The organism is Hydrogenophaga pseudoflava NBRC 102511, assembly GCF_001592285.1.
Lineage (GTDB): Bacteria > Pseudomonadota > Gammaproteobacteria > Burkholderiales > Burkholderiaceae_C > Hydrogenophaga > Hydrogenophaga pseudoflava.
Genome location: NZ_BCWQ01000010.1, coordinates 92,387 through 113,372, shown reverse-complemented (window position 1 = coordinate 113,372; position 20,986 = coordinate 92,387). Strand labels below are relative to the sequence as shown.

Here is a 20,986-nt window from a genome sequence, read left to right as displayed (position 1 = left end):
CTCGGCGCTCATTCCAGGGACTTGAGCTTGCGGTAGAGCGAGCGTTCGCTGATGCCCAGCTTGGCCGCCAGCGCGGCGCGGTTGCCCCGGTGCTCGGCGACGATGGCGCGCAGCGTCTCGCGGCTGGCGGCGCGCACCGTGTCGCCGGCCGTGGCCGGTGCGGGCGATCCTGCGGCGGCGCGGCCCGGCCGCCGGCCGGTCGCGATGGCCTCCTCGACATGCGCCGCCTCGATCAGCTCGCCGTCGCACAGCAGGGCGCTGCGCTCCAGCAGGTTGCGCAGCTCGCGCACGTTGCCGGGGAAGGGCTGGGCCTCCAGCAGGTGCATGGCGGCGGGCGCGAGGCGCAGGCGGCGCGGGGCCGCCACCCGCTCCAGCAGCGCCTCGGCCAGCAGGGCCAGGTCGCCCGCGCGCTCGCGCAGCGGCGGCAGAGGAATCGGGAAGGTCGAGAGCCGGTAGTACAGGTCCTCGCGGAAGCGCCCTTCGGCCATCATGCGGTCGAGGTCGCGGTGGGTGGCCGAGACCACGCGGATGTCGGCGTGGCGCGGCTCGGTGCTGCCCACGCGCCGGTACATGCCGGTCTCCAGCAGGCGCAGCAGCTTGACCTGCATGGCCAGCGGGATGTCGCCCACCTCGTCGAGGAACAGCGTGCCGCCGCTGGCCGCCTCGACCAGGCCGCCCTTGGCGGTGGTCGCGCCGGTGAAGGCGCCGCGCTCGTGGCCGAACAGCTCGGATTCGAACAGCGTCTCGGGCAGGCTGGAGCAGTCCACCGGCACCAGCGGCTTGCTCGCTCGCGGGCTGGCCTCGTGGATGGCGCGCGCCACCAGCTCCTTGCCGGTGCCCGACTCGCCCAGCAGCAGCACCGTGGCCGGCGCGGGCGCGACGCGCGCCACCAGGCCCAGCATGCGCTGGAAGGCCGGCGAGCGGCCGATCAGGCCCTGCGCCGCCGGCTGGCCCTGGGCCACGCGCAGCGGCTCCATCTTCTCCACGAAAAAGGCCGGCTGCCCGTCCGCGCCGGGCAGGGGCGAGAGTTCGATGTTCACGTACTCCTCGCCGCGGCGCGTGTGGTGCAGGTGCAGCACGCGCTCGCGCTGGCCCGAGAGCCGCGACTGCGCCAGCGGGCACGACTCGCCGGCCTGGTCGCAGGGCACGGCGAAGTGGTGCGAGACCTCGTAGCAGCGCCGGCCGACCACGCTGCGCTCGGGGCTGAACTGGCGCCGGTAGGCGGCATTGGCCGCCAGGATGCGGTACTGCGCGTCGAACAGGATGTGCGGCTCGGGCAGGCCTTCGAGGAAGGCGGTGAGTTCGGGCAGGGGTTTCATGGATGGACCCGCTGGGGTGGGGGGTATCCGGGATTGTCTGCCAGATCTGGCAGACAAGGCAGTCCCGGCGGCGTTGCGCCGGGCCGGCTGCGGCGTGCCAGCGCGTGCAAGTGCTTGTTGGCAAAGGCGTTGGCGGGCCGGGCGCGGCTGGCATGGATCTTGGAAGGTTGAGTGCTCCGGACCCGACCCGAACCCCGATGAGCCTGCGCATCCTCTACGACGAACACAGCGGCGCACTGAGCTACCTGCTGGCCGACGAAGCGGCGCGCGAGGCCGCCCTGGTCGACCCGCGCAGCAGCGACCGGCCGGTGCTGATGGCCCTGCTGGACGAGGCCGGCCTGCGCCTGCGCTGGGTGCTGCGCACCCACGACCACGACGGTCACGACGACCAGCCGCCCGGCGAGTTCGAGCGCCTGCTGCGGCTGGGGGCGCCAGTGGTGCAGGGCGCCTGGCGCGAGGGTGCCCGCCGCGTGGCGGACGGCGAGCGGCTGCCGCTGGGCGCGGGTTTCGTGCAGGTGCTGCGCACCCCGGGGCACACCGCCCACTGCCAGAGCTACCTCTGGCAGGACCGCATGTTCTGCGGCGACCTGCTGACCGCCGACACCTGCCCGTGGCAGCCCCGGCCGGCCCTGCCGGCGGCGCTGTGGGACAGCGTGCAGCAGCGCATCTTCACCCTGCCCGACGAGACCCTGCTGTACGCGGGCCATGAGCGCCGGGCGCGGGCGGTGACCACGGTGCTGGAGCAGCGGCGCTGGAGCCCCCACTTCGCCGGTCTCACCCGCGACGGGTTCTTCGCCCGTGTGGGCCCGAAACCTCTGCACCGCCGGACATGAACACCCACCACCAGCCCCCCTGCGGCCCGAACCCCGACCACTTCCCGCTGCTCGACAACGAGCTGGACCTGCTGTCCGAACTCGTGCCGCTGGCGGGCCAGCGCATCATCGAACTGGGTTGCGGCAACGCGCGGCTGGCGCGCGGGCTGCTGGAGCGCCATGCGGACAGCGAGGTGGTGGGTCTGGAGGTCGATGCGGTCCAGCACGCGAAGAACCTGTCGCAGCCGCAGGAGCGGCTGCAGTTCCTGTCCGCCAGCGCCGAGGTCGTGCCTTTTGCGCGCCAGAGCTTCGACGGCGCGCTCATGCTCAAGTCGCTGCACCACGTGCCCATTCCCGCCATGGACCGCGCGCTGGCCGAGGTGGCGCGGGTGCTGCGCCCGGGCGGCTGGTTCTATGTGAGCGAGCCGGTCTATGGCGGCGCCCTCAACGACATCGTGCGCCTCTACAACGACGAGGGCGTGGTGCGGGCCGCCGCGCAGGCCGCGCTGGACCGCGCGCTGGCCAGCGGCGCCCACTGGGAGGCGGCCGCCGAGCGCCGCTTTGCCCAGCCGGTGCACTACCCCGACTGGGCCAGCTTCGCCCAGCGCATGCTCTACCCGAGCTTTGCCGACCACCAGATCACGCCGGAGATCGAAGCGCGCGTGCGGCGCGCCTTTGAGCCGCACCTGGGCGCGGACGGCGCCCGCTTCGTGCGCCCCATGCACGTGCGCCTGCTGCGCCGCAGGGGTTGAGACGGCGGCGGCTCAGATCTGGGCCGCGGGGTCCTGCGCCGGCTCGTCCAGCGCGCTGATGGCCTGGTGGTGGGTGAGGAACACCTGCCCCGAGAGCCGCTCCAGGAAGTCGCTGCGGCGCAGGCGGTCCATCACCGGTCCCTTCACCTCGCTCAGGTGCAGCTGGACGCCAGCGTCCTGCAGGGTTCGGTGGATGCTGCGCAGGCTCTCCAGCGCGCTGGCGTCGATGTCGTTCACCGCAGTGCACTGCAGCACCACATGGCGCACGGCGGGGTGGACGGCCAGCTCGGCGGTGATGCGGTCTTCCAGGTGGCGCGCGTTGGCAAAGAACAGGCTCTCGTCCACCCGCAGGCCCAGGATGTGCGGGCGCGTCACCACCTGGTGGCGCAGCACGTTGCGGTAGTGCTCGGTACCGGGCACGTTGCCCACCACGGCGATGTGCGGGCGGCTGCTGCGCCAGATGTGCAGCGCCAGCGAAGCGATCACGCCGACGGTCAGGCCGGTGACCAGGTCGACCAGCAGCGTGACGGAGAAGGTCAGGGCCTGGGCCGCGAAGTCGGCGCGCGCGTAGCGCCAGTTCAGCGGGAAGCTGCGGAAGTCGATCAGCGAGCCCAGCGAGATCAGGATGGTCGCGGCCAGCACGGCCATGGGCAGGTCGTGCAGCCAGGGCGTGAGGAACAGGGCCGTGAAGGCCAGCAGCACGGCGGTGATGATGCCGGCCGCCGGGGTGCGGCCACCGCTTTCGGCCACCACCGAGGTGCGCGAGAAGCTGGCGCCGACCGCGAAGGCGCCGGTCAGGCCGGCCGCCAGGTTGGCACCGCCCATGGCCCGCATCTCGGCGTTCACGTCGATGCGCTCGCGCCGTTTGGCGGCCATGCCCTGGGCGATGGAAATCTGTTCGATGAAGGTCATCACCGCGATCAGCAGGGCCGGCACCATGAGCGCCCGCACGGTGGAGCCCGGCAGTTCCAGCAGCGGTGCCACCACCAGGCTGGGCAGGCCCTGCGGAATCTCGCCCACCACCGCCAGGCCCTGCTGCGGCCAGCCCAGGGCCGTGGTCAGCGCGATGGACAGCAGGATCACCAGCAGCGGCGAGGCCTTGCCCGCCAGGTCCGCCGCCACCGCCGGCACGCCGAGGCGGCACAGCAGGGGCTTGAGCCAGCGCCGGGCCGCCCACAGCGCCGCCAGCGCGCCCAGGCCCACGGCCAGGGTCAGGCCATGGACCTCGCCGAAATGGGCGGCCAGGCTGCGGGCGAAGCTGGGCACGTCGTCGCCGCTCAGGGGCATGCCCAGCACGTGCTTGAGCTGGCTCATGCCGATCAGCAGGCCCGAGGCGGTGATGAAGCCCGAGAGCACCGGCTGGCTCAGGAAGCTGGCCATGAAGCCCATGCGCAGCGCGCCCATCACCAGCAGCGCCGCGCCCACCATCACCGCCAGCACCGCGCTCGCGGCGATGAAGTCGGCCCCGCCGGCGCTCACCACCGTGCCCACCGTCGCGAACGACATGATCGAGCGCAGCGCCGAGGGGCCGGGGCCCAGCACCGTGCTGCTGCCCATGAGGGCGTAGATGACCATGGGCACGATGCTGGCGTACAGCCCGGTGACCGGCGGCATGCCGGCCAGCATGGCGTAGGCCAGGCTCTGCGGGATCAGCAGCAGCGTGACCACGGCCGAGGCCGTCAGGTCGGCGGCCAGCAGCGGGCGGTCGTAGGTCCGGCCCCAGCGGAGGATGGGGAACCAGTCGGTCAGGGGCAGGCGCATGCGGGGCGGGCGGGGCGGGTGGTCGAGGGCGCTATTTTCAGGGACGACCGATAAACTGGCGGCCACCCAGAACCCCGCGCCGCTCCGGCGGGCGGACCACCACCACAGGCCATCCCATGGAACTGCGTCAGCTGCGCTACTTCGTGCGCATCGTCGAGCTGGGCTCGATGAGCCGCGCCGCGATCGAACTGGACGTGGTGCAGTCGGCCCTGAGCCAGCAGATCACGCGGCTGGAGAGCGAGCTTGCCACCCGCCTGCTGAACCGCACGCCGCGCGGCGTGGCGCCCACCGAGGCGGGGGTGGCCTTCTTCCGCGAGGCGCAGCTGACCCTGCGCCACGCCGAGCAGGCCACGCGGGCCGCGCAGCAGGCGCGGCTGTCGGGTTCGGTCTCGGTGGGGCTGGCGCCCACCACCTCGGCGGTGCTGGGCCTGCCGCTGATGCAGGCCATGCGCGAGCGCTACCCCGACGTGCGCCTGCACATGGTCGAAAGCATGTCGGGCCACCTCACGGCCATGCTGAACGCGCGCCAGCTCGACCTCGCAGTGCTGTTCGACACCCGCCTGCACCAGACCCGGCAGGATGGCGGCGGTCGCGGCTGGAGCGTGATGCCGCTGCTGGAGGAAGACCTGTTCCTGGTGCAGCGCGCGGGTGCGCCGCGCCTGCCGGCCGAGATCGCCATCGCCGGGCTGGCCGGGGTGCCACTGATCCTGCCCACCGGGCCGCACGGCCTGCGCAGCACGCTGGACACGGCCTTCGCGGGTGCCGGCATTGCGCCCAGCGTGGTGCTGGAGGTCGATTCGCTGGCCATGGTCATGGCCGCGGTGGACGCGGGCCTGGGCGCCACGCTGCAGCCCTGGGCGGCGCTGGGGCGCTACCCGGACGCGGCGCAGCGCTTCCAGTGCGCGCGCATCACCGACGCGCCGGCGCGCCGCGTGAACCTGCTGTGCAGCCTGTCGGACGACGAGCTGTCGCCGGCCGCGCTGGCCGCGCGCGTGGTGCTCAAGGACTGCGTGCGCACGCTGCTGGGCGAGGGCCGCTGGTCCGGTGCCACCGCCCTGGCGGCATTGCCAGACACCCATCACATCCCGTGATACCCCCATGACGCGGGCCCGCTGCACAGCGGGCGGCGGTCTTCCTACAGTCCTTCCTGTGCCGGACGAGGTCCGGCGCCCCACGAGCGAACACGAAGGAGACCCATGTCAACGGACCCCGATGTCCTGGTGATCGGTGGCGGCAACGCCGCCCTGTGCGCCGCGCTGATGGCGCGCGAAGCCGGTGCCAGCGTGCTGCTCCTGGAGGCCGCGCCGCGCGAATGGCGCGGCGGCAACTCCGCCCACACCCGCAACCTGCGCTGCATGCACGACGCACCGCAGGACGTGCTGGTCGACGCCTACCCCGAAGAGGAGTTCTGGCAGGACCTGCTCAAGGTCACCGGCGGCAAGACCAGCGAGGCCCTCGCCCGGCTGGTGATCCGCGCCTCGGCCACCTGCCGGCCCTGGATGGTGCGCCACGGCGTGCGCTTCCAGCCCTCGCTCTCGGGCGCGCTGCACACCGCACGCACCAACGCCTTCTTCATGGGCGGCGGCAAAGCCCTGGTCAACGCCTACTTCCGCAGCGCCGAGCGCCTGGGCGTGCAGGTGCGCTACGAGGCACCGGTGGACCGCATCGAGATGGACGGCGACCGCTTCGTGGCCGCCTGGGTGAAGGGTGAACGCATCACCGCGCGCAGCTGCGTGCTGGCGGCCGGCGGCTTCGAGTCGAACCGCGACTGGCTGCGCGAGGCCTGGGGCCAGAACGCCCGCGGCGAGTGGCCGTCGGACAACTTCCTGATCCGCGGCACGCGCTTCAACCAGGGCGTGCTGCTGCGCCATTTGCTGAACGACCACGGTGCCGACGGCATCGGCGACCCGACGCAGGCCCACATGGTGGCCATCGACGCGCGCGCGCCGCTGTACGACGGCGGCATCTGCACCCGCATCGACTGCGTGTCGCTGGGCGTGGTGGTCAACCGCGAGGCGCGCCGCTTCTACGACGAGGGCGAGGACTTCTGGCCCAAGCGCTACGCCATCTGGGGCCGCCTGGTGGCGCAGCAGCCCGGCCAGGTGGGCTTTTCCATCATCGACGCCAAGGCCATCGGCCGCTTCATGCCGCCGGTGTTCGACGGTGTGAAGGCCGACACCCTGCCCGAGCTGGCGCGCAAGCTCGGTCTCGACGAAACCACCTTCATGCAGACCCTCAACGACTACAACGCCGCCTGCCGCGTCGGCACCTTCGACCACACCGCGCTGGACGACTGCCACACCGAGGGCGTGGCCCCGGCCAAGACGCACTGGGCCCGGCCCATCGACACCGCGCCCTTCTACGGCTACATGCTCAAGCCCGGCGTCACCTTCACCTACCTCGGGCTCAAGACCGACGAGACCGCGGCGGTGCACTTCGGCGGCCATGCCAGCCCCAACCTGTTCGTGGCCGGCGAGATGATGGCCGGCAACGTGCTGGGCCAGGGCTACACCGCGGGCGTCGGCATGTCCATCGGCACCGCCTTTGGCCGCATCGCCGGCACCCAGGCCGCGCAGGCCGTGTTGAAAGGAGCGCGCCATGCACACGCTTGAAGCCCTGGCCCGCGACGCGAGCGCCCTGGCCCGGGGCGAGGTCGTGCTGTCCGCGCCCGAGACCGAGGTCGCGCGCCAGCTGCAGATCTGCAACGCCTGCCGCTACTGCGAAGGCTTCTGCGCCGTGTTCCCGGCCATGACGCGCCGGCTCGAATTCGGCAAGGCCGACATCCACTTCCTGGCAAACCTCTGTCACAACTGCGGCGCCTGCCTGCACGCCTGCCAGTACGCGCCGCCGCACGAGTTCGCGGTGAACGTGCCGCAGGCCATGGCGCAGGTGCGCGGCCAGACCTATGTGGACTACGCCTGGCCGCCCGCCCTGGGCCGGCTCTACCAGCGCCAGGGGCTCACGCTGTCGCTGGCACTGGCCGCCGGGCTGGCGCTGTTCCTGGTGCTGGCCGTGGTGCTGCAGGGGCAGGGTCTGGGCGCGCTGTGGAGCGCGCCGGGCAGCGACTTCTATGGCCTGTTCCCGCACAACCTGCTGGTGGGCCTGTTCGCGCCGGTGTTCCTGTTCGCCGCGCTGGCGCTGGGCCTGGGCGTGCGCCGCTTCTGGCGCGAGGTCACGCCCGCCACCAGCGGCGCGCCGCTGTCGGCCCCCGCCACCGCCGAGGCGACCGGCGCCGTGCTGCGCCTGAAGTACCTGGACGGCGGCCATGGCGACGGCTGCCACAACGAGGACGACGCCCACACGCTGGCGCGCCGCCGCTTCCACCACTTCACCTTCTACGGCTTCCTGCTGTGCTTCGCCGCCACCAGCGTGGGCACGCTCTACCACTATCTGCTGGACCTGCCCGCGCCCTACGACCTGCCCAGCCTGCCCAAGCTGCTGGGCGCCGTGGGCGGCCTGAGCCTGGCCATCGGCACGGCGGGCCTGTGGCGGCTGAACCTGCGCCGCCACCCGCTGCACGGCGACGCCGCGCAGAAGCCCATGGACCGCGGCTTCATCGCCCTGCTGTTCCTCACCGCCACCAGCGGCCTGGCCCTGTGGGCCGCGCGCGGCACCCCCGCCCTGGCGCTGACGCTGTGCCTGCACCTGGGCGCGGTGATGGCCCTGTTCGCCACCATGCCCTACGGCAAGTTCGGCCACGGCATCTTCCGCACCGCCGCGCTGCTGCGCCACGCGGTCGAGAAGCGCCAGCCCAGCCCCGTGGGTCTGGGCGCCGACTGAGCGGGCGGCTCTGCCCGCGCCACCCACCCTTTTCCCCCACCCCACGAACCTCACCGAGGAGACCTTGCCATGCACAAACGAGCCTTCCTGCGCGCCACCGCGCTCGCCCTGTCCACCCTGTCGCTGGCGGGCCTTGCCCAGGCGCAGGACTTCCCGCCCAAGAAGCCGGTCACGCTGGTGGTGGGGTTTGCGGCCGGTGGCGCGGCCGATGCCGCCGCGCGCCTGATCGCCAAGAAGCTGGGCGAGAACATCGGCCAGTCGGTGATCGTGGAGAACAAGGGCGGTGCGGGCGGCAACATCGCGCACCAGTACGTGGCCAAGGCGGCGACCGACGGCTCGGTGCTGCTGTTCGGCTCGGTCGGTCCGCTGACCATCGCGCCCCACCTGATGAAGCTGGCCTACGACCCCTTCACCGACCTGGCCCCTATTTCGGGCGGCGTGAACTTCCCCAACGTGCTGGTCGTGCACAAGGGCGTGGGCGTGAAGACGCTGGCCGAGTTCGTGCAGCTGGAAAAGAAGAAACCCGGCAGCGTGGACTACGCCTCCACCGGTCCCGGCTCGGCCTCGCACCTGGCGGGTGAGCTGTTCAACCAGCGCGCCGCCATCGACATGGTCCACGTGCCCTACAAGGGCGGCGCGCCCGCGCTGCAGGACCTGCTGGGCGGCCGCATCGCCGCCTACTTCTCGGCGCCGCCCACGGCCATGCCGCACATCGAGAGCGGCAAGCTGGTGCCCCTGGCCACCACCGGCCTCACGCGCCCCGCCTACCTGCCCAACATCCCCACCGTGGCCGAGGCCGGCTACCCGGGTTTCGAGGCGCTGAACTGGTACGCCTTCGTGGCCCCGGGCAAGACGCCGGTGCCGCTGCTGGACCGCTGGAACCAGGAAATCGTGAAGGTGCTGAACGACCCGGGCGTGAAAGAGGCCCTGATGCACCACGGGCTGACGCCCCAGCCCACCACGCGCGCCGACTTCGCGGCCTTCATGAAGAAGGAATCGGCCCAGTGGGCCGCCACCATCCAGGCGCGCAAGATCACCGCGGATTGACTCGGCCCGCAGGCCGCGCGCCTCAAGGCGCGTTGGCGGCCTCGGTGTGGATCACGCCGCCGCCCAGGCAGACCTCGCCGTCGTACAGCACGGCGCTCTGGCCGGGCGTCACCGCCCACTGCGGCTCGGCAAAGCGCAGCGTGAAGCCGGTGTCGTCCACGGCCAGCGAGCAGGGCGCGTCGCTCTGGCGGTAGCGCGTCTTGGCGGCGATCTGCGTGGTGGCCGGGGCTTCACCCGCCACCCAGCTCACATCCTCGGCGCGCAGGCTGGGCGCCAGCAGCCAGGGGTGGTCGTGTCCCTGCACCACCCACAGGATGTTCTTCTCGACGTCCTTGCGCGCGACGAACCAGGGCTCGTGCTCGTTGCCGCCCTTCTGCGCGCCCTTCTCGCGGATGCCGCCGATGCCCAGGCCCTGGCGCTGGCCCAGCGTGTAGAACGAGAGGCCCACGTGCTGGCCGATGGTGCGGCCACCCGGGTCCTTGATGGGGCCCGGCTCCTTGGCGATGTAGCGGTTGAGGAAGTCGCGGAACGGCCGCTCGCCGATGAAGCAGATGCCGGTGCTGTCCTTCTTCTTCGCGTTGGGCAGGCCGATCTCGGCCGCGATGCGGCGCACCTCGGTCTTGGGCAGCTCGCCCACCGGGAACAGGGCCTTCGAAAGCTGCGCCTGGTTCAGCCGGTGCAGGAAGTAGCTCTGGTCCTTCAGCGGGTCCAGGCCCTTGAGCAGCTCGTGTTTCCCGGTCGCTTCGTTCAGGCGCACGCGGGCGTAGTGGCCGGTGGCGATCTTCTCGGCGCCCAGGCGCATGGCGTGGTCCAGGAAGGCCTTGAACTTGATCTCGGCGTTGCAGAGGATGTCGGGGTTGGGCGTGCGGCCGGCCGAGTACTCGCGCAGGAACTCGGCGAACACGCGGTCCTTGTATTCGGCGGCGAAGTTGACGTGTTCGATCTCGATGCCCAGCACGTCGGCCACCGAGGCGGCGTCCACGAAGTCGATGTTGGACGAACAGTACTCGCTGTTGTCGTCGTCCTCCCAGTTCTTCATGAAGATGCCGATGACCTCGTAGCCCTGCTCCTTGAGCAGGTGCGCGCTCACCGCGGAGTCCACGCCCCCGCTCAACCCGACCACCACACGTTGCTTGTTTGCCATGGGGTGGATTATCCCAGCCGGTGTTGGCGCGGACCCCGGCTTCAAAAAATTGGAACGTGACCGGCGAGGGCTTCGAACGATGGCGGCCATTCGCAGACCTACAGTGATTCCCATGCCGGCGCACCGGCGCCGCCCACCAGGAATCCACCATGTCCACCCGCCTGCCCACGCTCTTCATCTCCCACGGCTCGCCCACTTTCGCCATCGACCCCGGCCAGGCCGGCCCGGCCCTGACCGCGCTGGGCCAGACCCTGCCCCGGCCCAGGGCCATCCTCATCGTCTCGCCGCACTGGACCACGCGCGAGCCGCGCGTGGCCACCACGCCGCGGCCGCAGACCATCCACGACTTCGGCGGCTTCCCGCCCGCGCTCTACCAGCTGGACTACCCCGCGCCCGGCGCACCCGACGTGGCGCAGCGCGCCATCGAGTTGCTGCGCGCCGCCGGCTACGCGGCCGAGGCCGACCCGCAGTGGGGCCTGGACCACGGTGCCTGGGTGCCGCTGATGCACCTGTTGCCCGATGCCGACGTGCCGGTGTTCCAGGTCTCGCTGCCCGCGCGGCTGGACGGCGAGCGCGCCTACGCCTACGGCCAGGCGCTGGCACCGCTGGCCGAGGAGGGCGTGCTGGTGATCGGCTCCGGCAGCCTGACACACAACCTCTACGAGGTGCGCTTCGACGCGCCCGATGCGAACGCCGAGACCTACGCGCTCGAGTTTGCGCACTGGATCAATGGCGTGGTGACCGGCCGCGACCACGCGCGCCTGCAGCAGACCATGGCCATCGCTCCGCACGCCCAGCGCGCCCATCCGACGGCCGAACACCTGTGGCCGCTGATGGTGGCCGCCGGTGCGGCGGGCGCCGAGGTGCCGGCCACGCGCATCGAAGGCGGCATCACGCACGGGGTGCTGTCGATGGACGCGTTCCAGTTTGGCGACATCCCCGTCGATACACCCGACGAGGTGGCGGCGTGAACAGGGAGGCCCACATGAACACCCGCACCGAAGCGCCCACGGGCGACCTTGTCCTGCACCGCCCCACGGCGCCCGCGCGCCAGCTGGTGCTGCTGTTCCACGGCGTGGGCGCGAGTCCCGAGGGCTTCGAGCCCCTGGGCCCCGCGCTGGCGCGCGACGACCGCTGGGTGGTGGCGGTGCGCTCGCCGTTCGCGTCCGACCTGGGCGGCGGCTGGCAGTGGTTTTCGGTGCAGGGCGTGACCGAGACCAACCGCGCCGAACGCATCGCGGCGGTCATGCCGCGCTTTGCCGAGACCGTGCGGCGCTGGCAGGCGCACACCGGACTCGACGCCGCGCAGACCGTGCTCGCCGGCTTCTCGCAGGGGGCGATCATGTCGCTCGAATCGACGCAGGCGGGCGAGCCGCTGGCCGCGCGGGTGGTGCCGATGTCGGGGCGCTTCGCCGTGCCGCCGCAGACCGCGCCAGCGGGCGTGGCTTTCCGTTTCATCCACGGCACACAGGACCCGGTGATCCCGGCGGCGTTCAGTTCGCAGGGCGCGCAGCAGCTGCAGGCCCTGGGCGCCGATGCCCGGGCCGACCTGCTGCCCGGGCTCGCGCACGGCATCGACCAGCGCGCCCTGGCGCTGCTGGCCCGTGCGCTGGACGAGGCGGCGCCGTGAACACCGCCGACACCAGTCCGCGGCTCGCGCTGGACATCGGGGCGCACGAGACCATGATCACCGCCGCCACCGGTGTCAGCTGGACCCTGCCCGTGGGCACGGGCTCGCTGTGGCCGTTGTCGGGGAACGGGCCCTCGGCGCTGGCGGTGGAGAACGGCATCCAGACCGTGGAAGACGCGATCGAGCGCGTCGCGGCCCAGGTGCCGTGCGGTGCGCGCATGGTGTTGAGCGCACGCAGTTTGGCGCCGCTGCAACGCGGCGGTGCCATTACCGCTCTGGCGCAGGGGTCCATTGGGCTGGAGGACATCGAGCGCGAGTACCAGCTGCTGGCGGCCCGGGCGGTGGGTGCGCCCTCGGCGCGTGGCACGGGTTTCGACGATGCGGCAGGAGACGCGGTGCTGCTGATCCTGCGCGAACTGATGCACCACCTGGGGGTGCGGTCGCTGCACGGGCCGGACTGAATCCGCGCGCGCCGTGGCCCGCTGTCACGGGACTTTCACGTGCTTGACATACGCTGGGCTTTGCCGGATTCTGCGTTGCGCCGTTTCCGCCACGTCGGCCGCAATCCCGCGGCGGCGGTTCATGTTTTCGTCATCCACACTGAAAGCACACCCATGAAGAACAAGATCTCCCGCGTGGCCCTGGCCGCGCTGCTGCTGACCGTTGGCGCCGCCCATGCCCAGGACAAGACCCTTCGCCTGATCACCTGGGCCGACTACGTGCCCAAGGACGTGATGGAGCAGTTCACCAAGGAGACCGGCATCAAGGTCGAGGTAACGCTCTCGAACAACGAGGAAATGATTTCCAAGCTGCGCGCCACGGCCGGCGCCGGCTTCGACCTGGCCCAGCCCAGCCAGGACCGCATCGCCGGCCCGCAGGCCGAGTTCGGCATCTACAAGCCGATGGACCTGTCCAAGATCAAGTCCGAGCAATTCATTCCCTCGATGCTCGAAGCCACCCGCCTGAACACGACCGTGGGGGGCAAGGTCTACGCCGTGCCGCACATCTGGGGCACCGACGGTCTGGTGGTCAACACCAAGACCTCCAAGGCCGCCGACTACACCGACCTGTGCGCGGCCGAGAACGCCGGCAAGGTCAGCATGCGCCTGAAGCGCCCGACCCTGATCGCCTTCGCCTTCTCCATGGGCAAGAACCCGTTCGCGCTGTACAGCGACGCCAAGGCCTACGGCGCGCTGATGGACGACGTGGGCAAGGCACTGACCGAGTGCAAGAAGAACGTGAAGTTCTACTGGGACGGCAAGGATCAGCTGCTGGCGGGCATGCGCTCGGGCGAGCTGACCACGGCCATGATGTGGGACACCGGCGGCTGGGGCCTCAACAAGACCAACCCGGACATCAAGTTCGTCGCGCCCAAGTCCGGCGCGCTGGGGTGGGTCGACACTTTCGCCCTGCCGGCCAAGGGCAAGAACGACGAGGCCGCCTACGCCTGGATCAACTTCAACATGCGCCCCGACATTGCCGCCAAAGTCGCCACCTCGGCCGGCAACTTCACCGCTGCCAAGGGCGGTGACGCCGGCATGGACCCGGTGCTCAAGAAGCAGTTTGCCGACAGCTTCCCCGAGGCCGCGCTGAAGAACATCAAGTGGTACCCGGCCGTGCCCGCCGGCATCGAGGACATCGAAGGCCGCGTGCTCGACCGCATCAAGGCCGCCAAGTAAACCGATGACCATCGCCCCCGCCGTGACCGCTGCCACCGCAGCGGACCGCGCGGGCGCCTACGACCTGCAGATCCAGACCGTCCGCAAGCGCTATGGCGCGTTTGCGGCGGTCGACGATCTGAGCTTCGGCGTCCGTTCCGGTTCCTTCTTCTCCATCCTCGGGCCTTCGGGCTGTGGCAAGACCACGCTGCTGCGCATGATCGCGGGCTTCATTGCGCCCGACGCCGGCGACATCGTGATCAAGGGCCAGTCCATGCAGGGCGTGCCGCCCAACCGGCGGCCGGTGAACATGGTGTTCCAGCACCTGGCGCTGTTTCCGATGATGACGGTGGGCGAGAACATCGCCTACGGGCTGGAGCGGCGGGGTGTGAAGGGTTCGACGGCCAAGACCAAGGTGACGGACATGCTGCGGCGCGTCGGCCTGCCGGGCAGCGAGGGCAAGCGCATCGACCAGCTCTCGGGCGGGCAGAAGCAGCGCGTGGCGATCGCGCGCTCGCTCGTGCTCGAACCCGCGCTGCTGCTGCTGGACGAGCCGCTGGGCGCACTCGACCTCAAGCTGCGCGAGCACATGAAGGTCGAGTTGAAACAGTTGCAGGCCGAGGTGGGCACCACCTTCGTCTACATCACGCACGACCAGAGCGAAGCGCTGGTCATGTCCGACCAGGTCGCGGTGATGAACCACGGGCGCTTCGAGCAGCTCGGTTCGCCGCAGGACCTCTATTACCAGCCGCAGACGGCGTTCGTCGCCGGTTTTGTCGGCCACAACAACCGCATCGAAGGCCAGGTCGAGACCCGCAATGGCGACCAGGTGCTGCTGCGCACCGGCGCTGGCCTGGGCCTGTGGGCGCAGCGCGTCGGCGCGGTGGACCAGGGTCAGACGGCCAGCCTGTTCATCCGGCCCGAGGCCATCGAGATCGGGCGCAGCCCGCGCGAACTGCCGGCGGGCGAACCCGCCTGGAGCGCGACCGTGCAGGCCGTGCTGTTCGACGGCGGCAACTCCACCGTGCAGGTGCAGGAAGCGCGCACGGGCACACCGCTGCAGATCGCGCTGCCGCTGACCGGCCGCCTGGCCGACCTGCGGGCCGGCGAGACAGTTCATTTCTCGTACCAGCCGTCGCAGGCCTGGTGCTTCGCGGCCTGAACAGCATGGACGTCGCGACCCACCGCCGCTGGATGCTGCTTTTCCTGCTTGCGCCGGCCCTGCTCTGGCTGGGCGGGCTGGTGGTGCTGCCGCACGTCGAGCTGGCCCTGCTGTCGCTGCAGGCCCGCGTGGGACCGGGCCAGTACGCGGCCAGCCTGGACCAGTACCGCACCTTCGTCGACGAGCCGCTGTACTGGAACACCTTCGTGCGCACGGCCGTGATGTCGGTGCTGGCGACGCTGTTCACGCTGCTGCTGGCCTTTCCCGCCGCCTGGTACATCGCCAAGGTCGCCCAGGGGCGGCTGAAGATGGTGCTGCTGGTGCTGTGCCTGCTGCCCTTCTGGGTGAGCGAGATGGTGCGCACCCTGGGCTGGCTGATTCTGCTGCGCGAGACCGGCGTGGTCTCGGGCCTGCTGCAGGCCACGGGCCTGGCGGACCAGCCGGTCGAGCTGCTGTACCACGACGCCACCATCCTGGTCGGCCTGGTCTACGCCTCGCTGCTGTTCATGGTGATCCCGCTGGTCAACAGCCTGGAGAGCCTGGACGACAGCCTGATCGAGGCGGCCTACGACCTCGGCGGCAGCACGGCCAACATCGTGCGCCGCATCGTCATTCCGCATGCCGCCCCGGGCATCGCCGCCGGCTCCATCGTGGTCTTCATGCTCTGCCTGGGCAACTACCTCACCCCCACGCTGCTGGGTGGCAAGGACTCGCTCTGGTTCACCGAGCAGATCTACACCCAGTTCATCACCCGCTTCAACTGGAACCAGGGCGCGGCCTTCGGCTTCCTGCTGCTGTTCCTCTCCAGCCTGCTGGTGTGGGCGGGTCTCAAACTCACCGGTCAGCGGTTTGGCGCCGTGATGAAAGCATCATGATCCCGAGCCTTCCGCGTCCTGCGATCCAGCGATACGGCCTCGCCGCCTTCGTCGGCGCGTTTTTTGTCTTCCTGTTCGTGCCGCTGCTGGTGGTCGCGGTGTTCGCGTTCAACAACGCCGACTACCCGACGCCGCCCTGGATGGGCTTCACGCTCGACTGGTTCTTCGCCGACAGCGACAGCCGCACCGGTCTGCTGCACGACGCAGAACTGCTCAAGGCCATCGGCGTGAGCGCCTGGGTGGCGCTGTGGGTGACACTGCTGTCGGTGGTGGTGGGCACCTGCAACGCCTTCCTGCTGGAACGCTTCGAGTTCCCGGGCAAGAGTGCGGTGGCGCTGCTGTCCATGGTGCCGCTGGTGATCCCGGGCGTGATCCTGGGCATCTCCATCCTGGCCTTTGCCAGCCGCATCGCCAACTTCGCCGACGCCACCTGGGGGCTCGAACTGGAGTTCCTGCGGCCCGGTCTGCCGCTGGTGATCCTGGGCCAGTTCAGCTACATCGTGACCATCGCCACGCTGACCATCTCGGCCAGCCTGCGCCGCTTCGACCGCACGCTCGAAGAAGCTGCGTTCAACCTGGGCGCCAGCCGTGCGGCCGTGCTGTGGACCATCACGCTGCCCTACCTGCGGCCCAGCATGATCGGTGCGGCGGCCATGGCCTTCCTGATGTCGTTCGAGAACTTCAACACCACGCTGATGCTGGTGGGCTCGGACGCGCCGCTGACCGTGCTGATGTACGGCCGCATGCGCGAGGGCGCGACGCCGGTGCTCAACGCCGTCAGCCTGTTCCTGATGGTGGCCTCGGCGCTGCTGGCGGTGCTGCTGATGTGGCGCAGCGCCCGTGCGCCGCGCCCCAAAGCCGCCTGAGGCGCGGCGGCGGCCGCACTCAAGAACCGTCGTACAGACGGTCACACAATCACACAGCTTAATTAAGGTCGGGCTAATCCGGCGCCGTTTCAATGCCCGCACCAGCACGTGCTGGGGTGCTATTGAAAAGGATGTTTCCGATGAAATCGATTGCTGTCGCCGCCCTCATGGTCGCCGTTTCCGGTGTCGCTCTGGCCGGTCCCAAGTGCGAGCAGCCCAAGGAAAAGTGGATGCCCGAAGCCCAGTTCAAGAAGGGCCTGGAAGACAAGGGCTACCAGATCAAGACCTTCAAGGTTTCCAAGGGCGAGTGCTACGAGATCTATGGCTTTGACAAGGCCGGCAAGAAGGTCGAGATCTACTTCGACCCCGTGACCGCCGCCGTGCTCGAAACCAAGTAATTCGTGTGACGCGATGAAGACCTCCGCACTCTCCGAGTCCAGCCGCCCGGTCTGGGACCTGTTTGTCCGTGTCTTTCACTGGACCCTGGTCGGCACCGTGCTGCTCAATCAGTTCGTGCTCGAAGAGGGCGAAACGCTTCACGAGTGGGCCGGCTACCTGGCCGCCGCACTCGTGGCCGCGCGGATCGTCTGGGGCTTCATCGGTTCGCGCCATGCGCGCTTCTCCGACTTTTTCCCGACGCCGAGTCGCCTGTGGCAACACTTGCGGGCCATGCGTTCGGGCCGACCGGAGCACCACTGGGGCCACAACCCGCTGGGCGCCCTGATGATGTTCCTGCTCATGGGCCTCGTGCTGGGCCTGGGCGTCACCGGCTGGATGCAGGGGCTGGACGCCTTCTGGGGCGAGGAGTGGCTGCAGGAGCTGCACGAGGTGCTGGCGAATGCCCTGCTGCTGTCGGCGGGCCTGCACGCCGCCTCCGCCATCGTGATGGGGCGCATCGAACGCACGCGCCTGGTCAAGGCCATGGTGACTGGCGTCAAAGAACGGTATTGAGCGAGCCCCTACGCTCTGCTGAGCGTGGCACACTGCCGCGCACCATGCTGCGCATCGATCCTTCCGAAGTGGAGTTCACCGCCATCCGCGCCCAGGGCGCGGGCGGGCAGAACGTCAACAAGGTCTCCAACGCCGTGCACCTGCGCTTCGACGTGGCCGCGTCTTCGCTGCCCGAGGCGGTGAAAGCGCGGCTGCTCGCGCACGGCGACCAGCGCATCACCGAGCAGGGCGTGATCGTCATCAAGGCCCAGACCAGCCGCAGCCTGGAGCAGAACAAGGCCGACGCGCTGGCGCGGCTGCAGGCGCTGGTGAACGCCGCCGCCCACGTGCCCAAGGCGCGCAAGCCGACGCGGCCCACGCTGGCCTCGAAGCAGCGCCGCCTGGCGGGCAAGGCCAGCCGGGCGCAGATCAAGCAGGGGCGCGGCCGGGTGCGCGGTTCTGAGTGAATCGGCGCGCTTAAGGTGTTTTTAGGGTTTTCTTAAGTGCTATTTAGCAGCGCATCCGGCCACTGATTTTTAGACTTTCTTCCCATGGCAGGCAACGCATGGGGCGCTGTCGCCAGGCAGCAAAAGCGGACCTGGTCCGCACAAGGAAGTCATCATGAAATTCACCCAACAGGAAATGAAACAGCTGGCCGAAGCCAGCCAGGCCGCCGGTCGCGAGGACCTGTACGCCGGCATCCACAAGGCGCTGCGCGCTGTCATGGCCGAGTGCCTGCTGGCGGTCGGCCGCGCCGACCCGACGGACCCGCAGGACGTGACCGACGCCGGGGCCCGTGTCTGCGCGCTCATGGACCTGTGCGTGTCCCACGTGCACCACGAGAACAACTTCGTGCACCCCGCCATCGAGGCGCGCACACCCGGCCTCAGCGCCGACGTGGCGCACGAGCACCTCGGCCACCTGGAGCAGATCGCCCGCCTGCGCGCGGCGGCGCGGCAGCTGGACACACTGCAGGGCGCGGCGCTGACCAGCGCCCTGCACACGCTGTACCTGGACCTCTCGCTCTTCGTGGCCGAGAACCTGCGGCACATGCACGTGGAAGAAACCGAACACAACGCGGCCCTGTGGTGCGCCTACACCGACGACGAGCTGCGCGCGATCCACGGCGCGCTGGTGGCGACCATCCCGCCGGGCGAGATGATGCTGGTGATGCGCTGGATGCTGCCGCAGATGAACGCGCCCGAGCGGCTGGCGGTGCTGGGCGGCATGCGCCAGGAGGCACCGGAGCCGGTGTTCCGCGCGGTGCTCGATGTCGTGCAGCCGCACCTGTCGCCGCGCGACTGGGCCAAGCTGAGCGGTGGGCTGGGCCTGCCCGCCGTGCCAGGGCTGGTGGACGCGGTGTGAGGCGCCGGTCGACCCTCAGGCCTGCACGGTCTGGAGGTCGACCGCGGCGCCCACCCGCAGGCGGAAGCGCCCGCGGCCCGTCTTCTCGATGCGCAGCGCCGGGCACTGCTCCTGCAGGCGGCGCGCAAGCAGCAGCAGCCGCGCCTCGAGGTTGTCCACCACATCGGGCAGGCCCAGCCCGGGGTCGAGCCGCAGCTCGCGGTTGCAGAACTCCTGGCGGCCCTCGCGGCGGTGCACCTGCAGCAGCTTCCAGAGGATGGCGCCGGCCACGCCCTTGATGAGGTAGGCGTTGTTGATGAAGACGCTGTGGTTGGCCGGGTAGTAGCGCACCTGCAGGGCCGGTCCCCGCGGGGGCGCCGCGACCGGCTCGGGGGTGTCGTCCTCGGGGTGCTCGCCCACCTCCGGCGTTTCCTGCAGCCGGTCGATGGCTGCGGCCAGCTGGCCCGCCAGCGTGACCAGCAGGTCTTCGTCCTCGAAGCTGAAGCGCAGGTCCTGCGGGCTTTCGACGAACAGCACGCCCAGCACCCGGTCGCCCGAACGCAGCGGCACCGCCAGCTGGCTGTGGGGCTCGGGCAGCCCGGGGTAGGGGATTTCGGTCATGTCGGCCGGCGCCAGGCCCCGGTCTTCGAGACCGCTGCGCACCGCCTGGCTGTAGAGGTAGGCGCTGGTCATGTGCATGATGCGCACCGGCGTGCCTTCGCGGGCGGCCACGCCGATGACGCCATCGCCCAGCGCGATCTCCGATCCCACGCCCGAGGTGGCGTAGCCGCGGCTGGCCACGGTGTAGAGGCGCAGCGTGGCCGGGTCGAGGATCAGCACCATGGAATGGGCAATGTCCATGTCGTGTTCCAGCGTCTGCAGCGTCGCCTCCAGCGCCTCGTCCAGCGTGGTGGCGCGGGCCAGCCGCTCGCTGCCGCGGCGCAGCGCGCCCAGCAGGCTGCAGCGCGGCGCGCCGCCGGGCAATGGTTCACCGGGCACCCGTTCGATGTCGAGCACTTCGTAGATGTCGGAGCCGCGCAGCACGAAGACGCTGGCCATGCCGCTGTGCGAGGCGATGCCCGCCAGCTGGGCCTTCATGCTCTCGAACACCGGTCCGCCGGTTTCGGTGCGCAGGTAGCGCAGGTGCAGCCGGTAGAACTGCGCCGTCACCGGGTGCAGCAACAGCACGGTGGCGCGCGGGTGTTCCAGGATGTTGCGGCGCGTCTTGTTGAAGAACTGGAACGACAGCGCCACGTGCCGCTCGTCCACATGGAACACCTGCGAGATGTAGGCCACGTTGGGCGTGCCGTCGGCCGCCGTGGTGGCCATGATGGCCGGGATGGCCCCTTCGAAGCAGGGTCGCACCTCGCCCAGCGTGACTGCGCCGTTCATGCCGGCCCCCGCAGCGGCTGGCCCGCCCTCGGGCCCGGGGTCTGGTCGAAGGCCTGTTCCGGCGCGAAGGTGACGGCGCTCAGGTCTTCCAGGCGGTGCGCCAGCATGGCGGCGGCGAAGTCGGGGGAGAAGCCGATGCGGCCCAGCTCGCCCTGCATGGCCAGCAGGTAGCGCTGCAGCGCGGGCACATCGTCTGGCGTGACCTCGCGCAGGCGCGCGCTGTTCGATTTGAGCTGCACCGTGCGGTGGCTGTGGGGCTCGCTGAACACCACCGCGACCCGACCGGTACGGGCCACGTCGTGCAGCAGCTGCGCCGACTGCGCGCGGTTGAGGAACACCGTGACCTGTTCGCCCTGCGGTCCCACCTGGCTGCCCACCGCGCGCATCAGGCTGGGGGTCAGGTCAGGCCCGCAGGAGCTCACGATGACCGACACGCCGCGCGCCATCATGGCCAGCAGTTCCGGGGGCAGCAGCGGGGGAGTGCCTGGGGTTTCCAAGGGGCAGCGCCTGTGTC

22 protein-coding genes are annotated in these 20,986 nt (G+C 70.4%); 17 read left to right on the top strand and 5 right to left on the bottom strand.

Annotated features, from left to right (window positions below):
- Window positions 1–8: 8 nt before the first annotated feature.
- Window positions 9–1,319, bottom strand: a complete 1,311-nt coding sequence (locus HPS01S_RS13570) for a sigma-54 interaction domain-containing protein (protein ID WP_066156940.1) — start codon at window positions 1,317–1,319, stop codon at window positions 9–11.
- Window positions 1,320–1,516: 197 nt separating this feature from the next.
- Here HPS01S_RS13570 and HPS01S_RS13565 point away from each other — a divergent pair, with 197 nt between their 5' ends.
- Complete coding sequence (locus tag HPS01S_RS13565; protein ID WP_066156936.1) at window positions 1,517–2,152, top strand: MBL fold metallo-hydrolase; 636 nt, start codon at window positions 1,517–1,519, stop codon at window positions 2,150–2,152.
- Window positions 2,149–2,883, top strand: coding sequence for a class I SAM-dependent methyltransferase (locus HPS01S_RS13560; RefSeq protein WP_174545249.1), 735 nt, complete (start codon window positions 2,149–2,151; stop codon window positions 2,881–2,883). The genes HPS01S_RS13565 and HPS01S_RS13560 overlap by 4 nt, the downstream gene beginning before the upstream one ends.
- A 12-nt stretch (window positions 2,884–2,895) precedes the next feature.
- On the opposite strand, the gene HPS01S_RS13555 is transcribed toward HPS01S_RS13560, so the two are convergent.
- Window positions 2,896–4,644 carry a SulP family inorganic anion transporter gene (locus HPS01S_RS13555; protein ID WP_066156933.1) on the bottom strand — a complete coding sequence of 583 codons (1,749 nt, stop codon included), beginning with the start codon at window positions 4,642–4,644 and terminating at the stop codon, window positions 2,896–2,898.
- 116 nt (window positions 4,645–4,760) lie between these two features.
- Between HPS01S_RS13555 and HPS01S_RS13550 the strand changes: the two genes are divergently transcribed.
- The 4 genes from HPS01S_RS13550 to HPS01S_RS13535 all read left to right on the top strand — a co-directional run bounded on the left by HPS01S_RS13550 (window position 4,761) and on the right by HPS01S_RS13535 (window position 9,471).
- The gene (locus tag HPS01S_RS13550) at window positions 4,761–5,735 is read left to right on the top strand and encodes a LysR family transcriptional regulator (RefSeq protein WP_066156931.1); all 975 of its coding nucleotides are present in this window, start codon (window positions 4,761–4,763) and stop codon (window positions 5,733–5,735) included.
- 105 nt (window positions 5,736–5,840) lie between these two features.
- Window positions 5,841–7,256, top strand: a complete 1,416-nt coding sequence (gene tcuA / locus HPS01S_RS13545; RefSeq protein ID WP_066156928.1) for an FAD-dependent tricarballylate dehydrogenase TcuA — start codon at window positions 5,841–5,843, stop codon at window positions 7,254–7,256.
- A complete protein-coding gene (tcuB, locus tag HPS01S_RS13540) occupies window positions 7,243–8,424 on the top strand; it encodes a tricarballylate utilization 4Fe-4S protein TcuB (RefSeq protein WP_066156926.1) in 1,182 nt (393 codons plus the stop codon). The genes tcuA and tcuB overlap by 14 nt, the downstream gene beginning before the upstream one ends.
- 69 nt (window positions 8,425–8,493) lie before the next feature.
- A complete protein-coding gene (locus HPS01S_RS13535) occupies window positions 8,494–9,471 on the top strand; it encodes a Bug family tripartite tricarboxylate transporter substrate binding protein (protein ID WP_066156924.1) in 978 nt (325 codons plus the stop codon).
- Between the two features lie 22 nt (window positions 9,472–9,493).
- Here the strand turns inward: HPS01S_RS13535 and mnmA are convergent, their stop codons facing one another.
- Window positions 9,494–10,615 carry a tRNA 2-thiouridine(34) synthase MnmA gene (mnmA, locus tag HPS01S_RS13530; protein WP_066156921.1) on the bottom strand — a complete coding sequence of 374 codons (1,122 nt, stop codon included), beginning with the start codon at window positions 10,613–10,615 and terminating at the stop codon, window positions 9,494–9,496.
- A 149-nt stretch (window positions 10,616–10,764) separates the two neighbouring features.
- On the opposite strand from mnmA, the gene HPS01S_RS13525 reads away from it, so the two are divergent.
- From HPS01S_RS13525 to HPS01S_RS13475, 11 genes are all read left to right on the top strand, one after another.
- Entirely contained in the window at window positions 10,765–11,586 is an 822-nt protein-coding gene (locus tag HPS01S_RS13525) for a dioxygenase family protein (protein ID WP_066156918.1), read from the top strand.
- 14 nt (window positions 11,587–11,600) lie between these two features.
- Window positions 11,601–12,245 (top strand): esterase, encoded by a 645-nt coding sequence (gene ypfH / locus HPS01S_RS13520; protein ID WP_066157165.1) that lies wholly within the window; start codon window positions 11,601–11,603, stop codon window positions 12,243–12,245.
- Window positions 12,242–12,706 carry a hypothetical protein gene (locus tag HPS01S_RS13515; RefSeq protein WP_066156916.1) on the top strand — a complete coding sequence of 155 codons (465 nt, stop codon included), beginning with the start codon at window positions 12,242–12,244 and terminating at the stop codon, window positions 12,704–12,706. Before ypfH ends, HPS01S_RS13515 begins: the two co-directional genes overlap by 4 nt.
- A gap of 153 nt (window positions 12,707–12,859) precedes the next feature.
- On the top strand, window positions 12,860–13,924 hold the full coding sequence (locus HPS01S_RS13510) for an extracellular solute-binding protein (RefSeq protein ID WP_066156913.1): 1,065 nt from the start codon (window positions 12,860–12,862) through the stop codon (window positions 13,922–13,924).
- Window positions 13,925–13,928: 4 nt separating this feature from the next.
- Window positions 13,929–15,065: an ABC transporter ATP-binding protein gene (locus tag HPS01S_RS13505; RefSeq protein WP_066156910.1), complete on the top strand. Its 1,137-nt coding sequence runs from the start codon at window positions 13,929–13,931 to the stop codon at window positions 15,063–15,065.
- Window positions 15,066–15,070: 5 nt separating this feature from the next.
- Entirely contained in the window at window positions 15,071–15,940 is an 870-nt protein-coding gene (locus tag HPS01S_RS13500) for an ABC transporter permease (protein WP_066156907.1), read from the top strand.
- Window positions 15,937–16,806: an ABC transporter permease gene (locus HPS01S_RS13495; protein ID WP_066156904.1), complete on the top strand. Its 870-nt coding sequence runs from the start codon at window positions 15,937–15,939 to the stop codon at window positions 16,804–16,806. The genes HPS01S_RS13500 and HPS01S_RS13495 overlap by 4 nt, the downstream gene beginning before the upstream one ends.
- Before the next feature lie 140 nt (window positions 16,807–16,946).
- Window positions 16,947–17,204, top strand: coding sequence for a PepSY domain-containing protein (locus HPS01S_RS13490; RefSeq protein ID WP_066157162.1), 258 nt, complete (start codon window positions 16,947–16,949; stop codon window positions 17,202–17,204).
- A 13-nt stretch (window positions 17,205–17,217) separates the two neighbouring features.
- Window positions 17,218–17,757, top strand: coding sequence for a cytochrome b/b6 domain-containing protein (locus tag HPS01S_RS13485; protein WP_066156901.1), 540 nt, complete (start codon window positions 17,218–17,220; stop codon window positions 17,755–17,757).
- 44 nt (window positions 17,758–17,801) lie between these two features.
- Entirely contained in the window at window positions 17,802–18,203 is a 402-nt protein-coding gene (arfB, locus tag HPS01S_RS13480; protein WP_066156899.1) for an alternative ribosome rescue aminoacyl-tRNA hydrolase ArfB, read from the top strand.
- Window positions 18,204–18,357: 154 nt separating this feature from the next.
- Window positions 18,358–19,101, top strand: coding sequence for a hemerythrin domain-containing protein (locus tag HPS01S_RS13475; protein ID WP_066156897.1), 744 nt, complete (start codon window positions 18,358–18,360; stop codon window positions 19,099–19,101).
- A gap of 15 nt (window positions 19,102–19,116) precedes the next feature.
- Here HPS01S_RS13475 and HPS01S_RS13470 read toward each other — a convergent pair whose 3' ends face one another.
- Window positions 19,117–20,472, bottom strand: a complete 1,356-nt coding sequence (locus HPS01S_RS13470) for a GAF domain-containing protein (protein ID WP_066156895.1) — start codon at window positions 20,470–20,472, stop codon at window positions 19,117–19,119.
- Window positions 20,469–20,969: a hypothetical protein gene (locus HPS01S_RS13465; RefSeq protein ID WP_255284214.1), complete on the bottom strand. Its 501-nt coding sequence runs from the start codon at window positions 20,967–20,969 to the stop codon at window positions 20,469–20,471. Before HPS01S_RS13465 ends, HPS01S_RS13470 begins: the two co-directional genes overlap by 4 nt.
- Between the last annotated feature and the right edge of the window lie 17 nt (window positions 20,970–20,986).